5 protein-coding genes and 1 pseudogene are annotated in these 6429 nt (G+C 44.4%); 3 read left to right on the top strand and 3 right to left on the bottom strand.

Annotation, left to right across the window (positions count from 1 at the left end; all coding sequences use genetic code 11):
- Positions 1 to 395: 395 nt before the first annotated feature.
- On the bottom strand, positions 396 to 899 hold the full coding sequence (locus ACOCD9_RS06060; protein ID WP_287701699.1) for a hypothetical protein: 504 nt from the start codon (positions 897 to 899) through the stop codon (positions 396 to 398).
- A 290-nt stretch (positions 900 to 1189) separates the two neighbouring features.
- Here ACOCD9_RS06060 and ACOCD9_RS06055 point away from each other — a divergent pair, with 290 nt between their 5' ends.
- Both ACOCD9_RS06055 and ACOCD9_RS06050 read left to right on the top strand, forming a co-directional pair.
- Positions 1190 to 1504 (top strand): hypothetical protein, encoded by a 315-nt coding sequence (locus tag ACOCD9_RS06055; protein WP_002735918.1) that lies wholly within the window; start codon positions 1190 to 1192, stop codon positions 1502 to 1504.
- 282 nt (positions 1505 to 1786) lie between these two features.
- Complete coding sequence (locus ACOCD9_RS06050; protein ID WP_287701701.1) at positions 1787 to 2182, top strand: hypothetical protein; 396 nt, start codon at positions 1787 to 1789, stop codon at positions 2180 to 2182.
- Positions 2183 to 2665: 483 nt separating this feature from the next.
- On the opposite strand, the pseudogene ACOCD9_RS06045 reads toward ACOCD9_RS06050, so the two are convergent.
- A pseudogene (locus tag ACOCD9_RS06045) lies at positions 2666 to 2782 on the bottom strand (IS30 family transposase); the annotation flags it as partial.
- Positions 2783 to 2859: 77 nt separating this feature from the next.
- Positions 2860 to 4767, bottom strand: coding sequence for a tRNA uridine-5-carboxymethylaminomethyl(34) synthesis enzyme MnmG (gene mnmG / locus ACOCD9_RS06040; protein WP_419546752.1), 1908 nt, complete (start codon positions 4765 to 4767; stop codon positions 2860 to 2862).
- Between the two features lie 232 nt (positions 4768 to 4999).
- Between mnmG and ACOCD9_RS06035 the strand changes: the two genes are divergently transcribed.
- Positions 5000 to 6427: a cytochrome ubiquinol oxidase subunit I gene (locus tag ACOCD9_RS06035; RefSeq protein WP_419546750.1), complete on the top strand. Its 1428-nt coding sequence runs from the start codon at positions 5000 to 5002 to the stop codon at positions 6425 to 6427.
- The last annotated feature ends 2 nt before the right edge of the window (positions 6428 to 6429 follow it).

Raw genomic sequence — 6429 nt, 5'->3', positions numbered from 1 at the left:
CTTAAATGTATCTGGATACACGCCACACAAGCGTTTGAACTCTGTTGGCTTTAAAGTTTTTACTTGTTCGTAAGTCATCTTTCAATCTTAACTCTTGGACTATTTTATCCTATTTTGTCTAGACTTATGCAAGAGATCTATAGCCTAGCTGCCAGGCTGCTTAGCAGCCTAAGTAACAGCTAAAGCTTTGGCTCGAATCACGTCAGGTAAAGGTGGGATTTGCTCATCGCCTCGCAACCGGGGCATGAGCAAATGCGAAAAGGAGATACCCAACTTCCGAATCACCGGTTAAGACTGGACTAGGGAAGGGGGAAAAAGCCGTAAGATTGCCTATTCCCTAATACCGAAAGCTTCTTACCTCACTATTCAGATAACCGCGATATTGCCGCTAATAGTTAAGCCAACTTAAAGGCATCTCGCCAACACCAGCGCAACAGGGTAAAAGCTATCAAACCTTTAACCACTTCTAGAAACCAATAACCAATCTGCAAGGACATCATTTCTCCCGACATTCCCGACGCGGTAACGGGGGCCAGTAAACCCATAGCACTGAGATTGGGAGTGAGAAAATAGGTGTAAATTAGGGTGATTACTAAGAGAACACTGGCGAATAGAAGCGATCGATGTTCGGGGAGATGGATTAAGGTATGATAGCGGTGGAAGACAACAAAGCTACACAGCACAATCGCCGCACAAACTAATTCCAGATGGTTAAAAATGCCAAATAGCAAGTAACCGGCACTGGCAAAGCCATTTTGTGTCATCATGCCAGCTACGGATAAGCTGGGGATAATGATTAAATCGATGACGAAACTGGCACTTAACCAGAAACCAAGAACAACCATGGCTAGGGTTGTCCAATTAAACCAAGACCGATAACGCTCAACAAAAGTTTTCATTAGGCTTGCTCCTCCTTGCCTTTCTAACTTAATTGTAAAGAGCGTTCGCCAAAATTTTGGCAAGTTTTTTGCTAATTCTTAGCAATTCTTATCAATTCTTAGGAGAGCAACTTAGTTTTCCGGAAGGGCAACCAAACAATACCGCTCTTACTTCTAGATTTGGCTACCCGCTCGGGGCGGAATTGTAAAGATTTATCAACAAGTGTTTATAAAAACCTTTAAATATTGACCAAGGTGACGATTCTAGACTTACCCTGAGATAATAACTGACTATCTACGGGTTTACTGTTATGGATAAGGATTTTCGTAACTATCGCATGGTTTGCACCCTCACCTTCGGAGATATTTACGGACAAATAATCGTCTGGTTAATCGTTATTTTTCTCACTCTCGCTTCCACTCTAGCTCTTTGGAGTAGCACTAGACAAATTTTTGCCCTCGCTACCGTGGGGTTAGTCGTCGTCCTCTCTTTGCCTTTTTTACTCTTTGCTTTCGTTACTACCCTCCTCAATCATATTGAATTCGTTCCCATCGAAGCGGAAACCAACATTCGTCGTGGTCCTGTCCCCGGAGTTAGCGGCAGCCGTGTACCCGCAGCCAGCTAAATCCGACCAAATCCCCAATCAATAATCTAGAGACGTTGTCAGCAACGTCTCTAGCAGTTTTTGCCCTTGTTTGCGTCGGGGTTTCTCGTCCTTGATTTTTGTTAATTTTTGTAAATTTAACTTGTTTTAAAAAACTTTTTCTGTTAGGGATTATCCAGAGAAAAATAGATGAAGCAGAGAAATTGTCAAGACAATAATCTTGTTTGCTGCCTGATCCCGGTCAATGATAAATTTTTAAATACCTAGTCTTTTACATTTTCCCAACTCTCGGAGTGATCCCCGATGTTAAAAAATCTCTTTGGTGGCAAAAAATCTGACTTTTACCTAGAACTAAAAGAAACTGATGGTGAACAAAAAGCGACAGCAACCACGGCAGCAGCCGCGCCTGTTGTGGAAGCTCCCGCCCCTGCTGTCGAGTCTGCTCCTGCCCCTGTAGCTGAGAAAAAAACCAAAAAAACTTCTGTTAAGAAAGAAAAGCAAGCAAAAGAAACTCCCGCCGCTCCTGTGAGCGCACCGGCACCCGTAGCCGCTACTAACGGTAAAGTAGAGCCGCAAGAGGTGGAATTTGCGACAAAATACTTGATTACTCCTAGTCTGTCTCGCCGTCGCCCCGGTCCAAGTTTGAATGGTTTCAAAGACATGGCACGCAAGGCGAAACTACCTGCTAACCGCGGCTAAATCCCCCAGATTGCTTTCTCAACAAAAAAAAAGGAGAGCTTTCTTTGACTCTCCTTTTTCATCAGGGTGCATCTACTGACTCAAGTTTAGCAGAGAGTTTTTTTAAGGTTGGTTATTTAGGTTACTCCCCAGAGTATTTTGGGGATAATTATTGCCTGTCTTTTTGGGTAACTTTTAAAACCTAGGACTAGACCGAACTGATCAAAGCGGTGATCACCACTATCCCGATCTGTTTCCGGTTTTTCAATTCTCCGACTTTTTCGGCGAGATCGGTGGTTTTCCCCGCCGCGTTCGCCATAACTTTAACTCGAGCTGCTTGCAGCTTAAACCCTCTATCTTTCCGTCTAGGGTTCAGATATCGCCTTTAATTTCCGACTGCCCTAACTCTAAATTCTTCTGTCCGTTTTCCAAGGTAATTAGTCGGTTTTTGATCGCCTTCTGTCCGTTGGCAATATTATTATGCTCGTTTAATCCCCTCTCCTAAGAATGATCAGGAGGGGCAAAATAAAAATCTGCTCCTAGTTTCTGACTCAACTCTTGATGTCCACAAAATTCTTTGACCTTGTCACAAGTAAAGGTTTTTCTTTGGTCAGGGGTAATCGGTCATTTATTTTGATTGGGGCTGCCAATTAAGCAGCCGATAATAACTCTTGATCGCTGATAATCAGAATTATTTCCTAACTTTTAACTGCCGACATCTGCCGCATTTCTAAATACACTAATAAAGCGTTAATATCGGCGGGATTTACTCCGCCAATTCGCGAGGCTTGGCCGATGGTGGCGGGTTTAATTTTTGTTAATTTTTCCCGCGATTCCATTGACAAAGTTTCGATTTTCATGTAGTCAATATCGGGGGATAAATGACGGTTACTGTGGCGACTAATTTGGTCAATTTGATTTTGTTGTCGCTTTAAATAACCGGAATATTTAATCTCAATTTCTACCCCTTCTCTTTCGGCTAAATTTATATCAGGATTACCTAAACCATAGCGATCAAGATCGAGATAATGGAAGCTAGGACGACGCAGTAAATCCGCTAAAGAGAGAGAACCTTTAATTTTTTGTTCCGTATCCTTAACGATGGCGATTGCCACCTCATCCCGTTCTTTAATTCTCGTTTCGTGTAGGCGTTCTTTTTCAGCGATAATATTAGCTTGTTTGCTCTGGAATAATTGCCAACGCCGGTCATCAATTAAACCAATTTCTCGCCCTAAAGGTGTTAATCTTTGATCGGCATTATCCGATCGCAATACTAAGCGATATTCGGAACGACTGGTTAACATTCGATAGGGTTCCCGCAGATCCTTAGTACATAAATCATCGATCAAAGTTCCTAGATAACTTTCCTCCCGGGGAAAAACAATTAACTCTTTTCCTAAAGCAAACCGCGCCGCATTAATCCCCGCCACCAGTCCCTGGGCTGCCGCTTCTTCATAACCGGTTGTGCCGTTAATTTGTCCCGCACAAAATAACCCCTCAATCTTCTTCGTCATCAGGGTTGGATAACACTGAGTTGCCGGTAAATAATCGTATTCCACTGCATAGGCAGCCCGCAGCATCACACAGTTTTCTAAACCGGGTAAAGTCCGCAGCATTGCTAATTGAACATTTTCCGGCAGTCCCGTTGAAAAGCCTTGGATATAAAGTTCGGGAATATCGCGCCCTTCCGGTTCAATAAAAATTTGATGACTTTCTTTATCGGCAAAACGGACGATTTTATCCTCAATACTAGGACAATAACGCGGTCCTTTGGAGTCAATAAAACCGCCATAAATGGGGGATAAATGTAAATTATCTCTGATTAATTGATGAGTTGCCGCCGTGGTGCGGGTGAGATGACAGTTCATTTGTTCCCGTTCGATCCACACCTCCGGATCAAAACTAAACCAACGTACCTCTTCATCGGGCGGTTGCGGTTCCATGCGGGAGTAATCCACCGAACGCTTATCCACACGGGCAGGAGTGCCAGTTTTTAGACGACCAGTCTCGAATCCGAGACGATTTAGGGTTTCTGTTAAACCCACCGCCGCAAATTCGCCCGCGCGTCCGGCGGCCATAGACTTGCCGCCGATCCAGATTTTGCCGCCTAAAAAAGTGCCAGTGGTTAAAATGACGGCTTTAGCGGCGAAACAAGTGCCGAAATAGGTTTCTACCCCTAAAACTTGCTCATTTGCCCCTAAAATCAGGTCTGTGGCCATGCCTTCCCGAATAACCAGATTTGCCTGGGTTTCGACGATACCTTTCATCACCGCCGCGTATTCCCGTTTATCGGTTTGGGCCCGTAGGGCCCAGACTGCCGGTCCGCGAGAGGCATTAAGAACCCGTTTTTGCAGATAGGTGCGGTCGGCCATTTTGCCAATTTCGCCGCCTAAAGCGTCCACTTCGTGGGTTAATTGGGATTTAGCCGGACCACCGACGGCGGGGTTACAGGGTTGCCAAGCGATTTTATCGAGATTAAGAGTGAGGAGAAGGGTACGACAACCGAGACGGGCGCAAGCTAGGGCCGCTTCACAGCCGGAATGGCCCGCCCCGACGACGATGACATCAAATTCATCTTGAAAGTCTGCGGCTGAGGAGAAAGTCATACTCGATCGAGGGGAAAATTAATTAATCAGGCTAATATTCTAGCAATTTTTCTGAGTTTTCCTCCCAATATAATACAAGAATACTAACTAAGTCATTGACTAACACCAAAGCGATCGCATAAATCTAAAAACAATCTGTATAATCCCTATTTACCCTTGCCTTTTCAGGGCATTACTGGCTAAGTATTATAGGTGCTTATCATATCTTCACGATCGTTTAAAGATTATAATCATGGATTTACTTGCCAATCCCGTCGCTTTGTCGCGGATACAATTTGCCGTCACCGCTATTTTCCATATGCTTTGGCCGGTGTTAACCACTGGTATGGGCATTTATCTAGTCATTGTCGAAGGATTATGGCTAAAAACCCGCAATCCTGACTACTATCATCACGCTCGCTTCTGGTCAAAACTTTACATTCTCAATTTCGGCATTGGAGTTGCTTCTGGTTTACCGATGGCTTTTCAGTTTGGCATGAATTGGGCGCCTTTTTCGGAAGCGGTGGGGGACTTTTTCGGAACTATCCTCGGTTTCGAGGGAACCATGGCCTTTATGCTAGAGGCTAGTTTTCTAGGAATTATGTTGTTTGGTTGGGGACGAGTTCCCCCGTTAATTCACTTCCTAGCGACAATTCTCGTCGCTTTTGGGGCTAATCTTTCCACTTTCTGGATTTTAACCGCTAATTCTTGGCTGCAAACCCCCGCCGGTGGCATCTTCGTGGATGGTAAATTTATCGTTCAGGATTACCTACAAGCGATTCTCAATCCCTTCATGGTTAATAGTTTCCTGCATATGTTTTTCGCTACTCTGGAAACTTCTCTTTTCGTCATTGGTGGTATTAGTGCTTGGTATTTGCTCAATAAACGTCACATTAGCTTTTTTAGTCGTTCTCTCAAAATTGTTCTTACTCTAGCGATTGTTATCGCCCCCTTGCAAATTTTTGTCGGTCATCTTAGTGCCGAACAAGTGTATCACTATCAACCGGCTAAATTAGCCGCCATGGAAGCGCAATGGGAAACTATTCCTGCGGGAGAAACTGCCGGTTGGAGTTTGGTTGCTTTACCTAAGGATAAAGCGGAGACAAATAGCTGGGAAGTGAAAATTCCTAATGCTTTGGGTTATCTTTTGGAGTTAAAACCCAAGTTATCGGAACCTGTTCTCGGCTTAAAAACGTGGAAATACGAAGACAGACCGCACATGGTGGGGCTAATCTATTATTCCTTCCGGATTATGGTCGCTATCGGTCTTTTTCTTGCTTCTTTAATGACTGTAACTGTCGGGCAATGGCTGCGCGGTCAATTATCTAACGAAAAAATCGACAGTCAAAAATGGTTACTGCGCGCTTGGGTTTTTGCGGCCCCTCTGGGTTATCTTGCGGTTGAAACCGGTTGGATTGTCCGTTGTGTCGGTCGTCAACCCTGGACGGTTTACAATCAAATCCGGACAGTGGATGCTGCTTCTAAACTGCCCGCAGGCGAGATTTTAACTTCTTTAATCGGAATTACGGCGATTTATGTCGTTTTCTTGGTTTCTGCTCTCTATTTCGGTAGTCTTATTATCCGTCAGGGACCCAATCTTAACTTACCACTGCCGGGGACTCAACAGGAAACAGTGACCTCACCAGAACTAAATCCTCGTTCCCTAGAAGCGCAACAATAGGA

Origin of the sequence: Microcystis sp., assembly GCF_048564745.1 — a bacterium.
Taxonomy (GTDB): domain Bacteria; phylum Cyanobacteriota; class Cyanobacteriia; order Cyanobacteriales; family Microcystaceae; genus Microcystis; species Microcystis ichthyoblabe_A.
The sequence above is the reverse complement of the archived record's forward strand: the minus strand, read 5'-3'. Positions and strand labels throughout refer to the sequence as shown.

What these genes read in the sequence shown, in the direction of transcription:
- ACOCD9_RS06055 (WP_002735918.1), top strand. Translation starts at nt 1,190, where the DNA reads ATGGATAAGGATTTTCGTAACTATCGCATGGTTTGCACCCTCACCTTC.
- ACOCD9_RS06060 (WP_287701699.1), bottom strand. Translation starts at nt 899, where the DNA reads ATGAAAACTTTTGTTGAGCGTTATCGGTCTTGGTTTAATTGGACAACC.
- ACOCD9_RS06035 (WP_419546750.1), top strand. Translation starts at nt 5,000, where the DNA reads ATGGATTTACTTGCCAATCCCGTCGCTTTGTCGCGGATACAATTTGCC.
- mnmG (WP_419546752.1), bottom strand. Translation starts at nt 4,767, where the DNA reads ATGACTTTCTCCTCAGCCGCAGACTTTCAAGATGAATTTGATGTCATC.
- ACOCD9_RS06050 (WP_287701701.1), top strand. Translation starts at nt 1,787, where the DNA reads ATGTTAAAAAATCTCTTTGGTGGCAAAAAATCTGACTTTTACCTAGAA.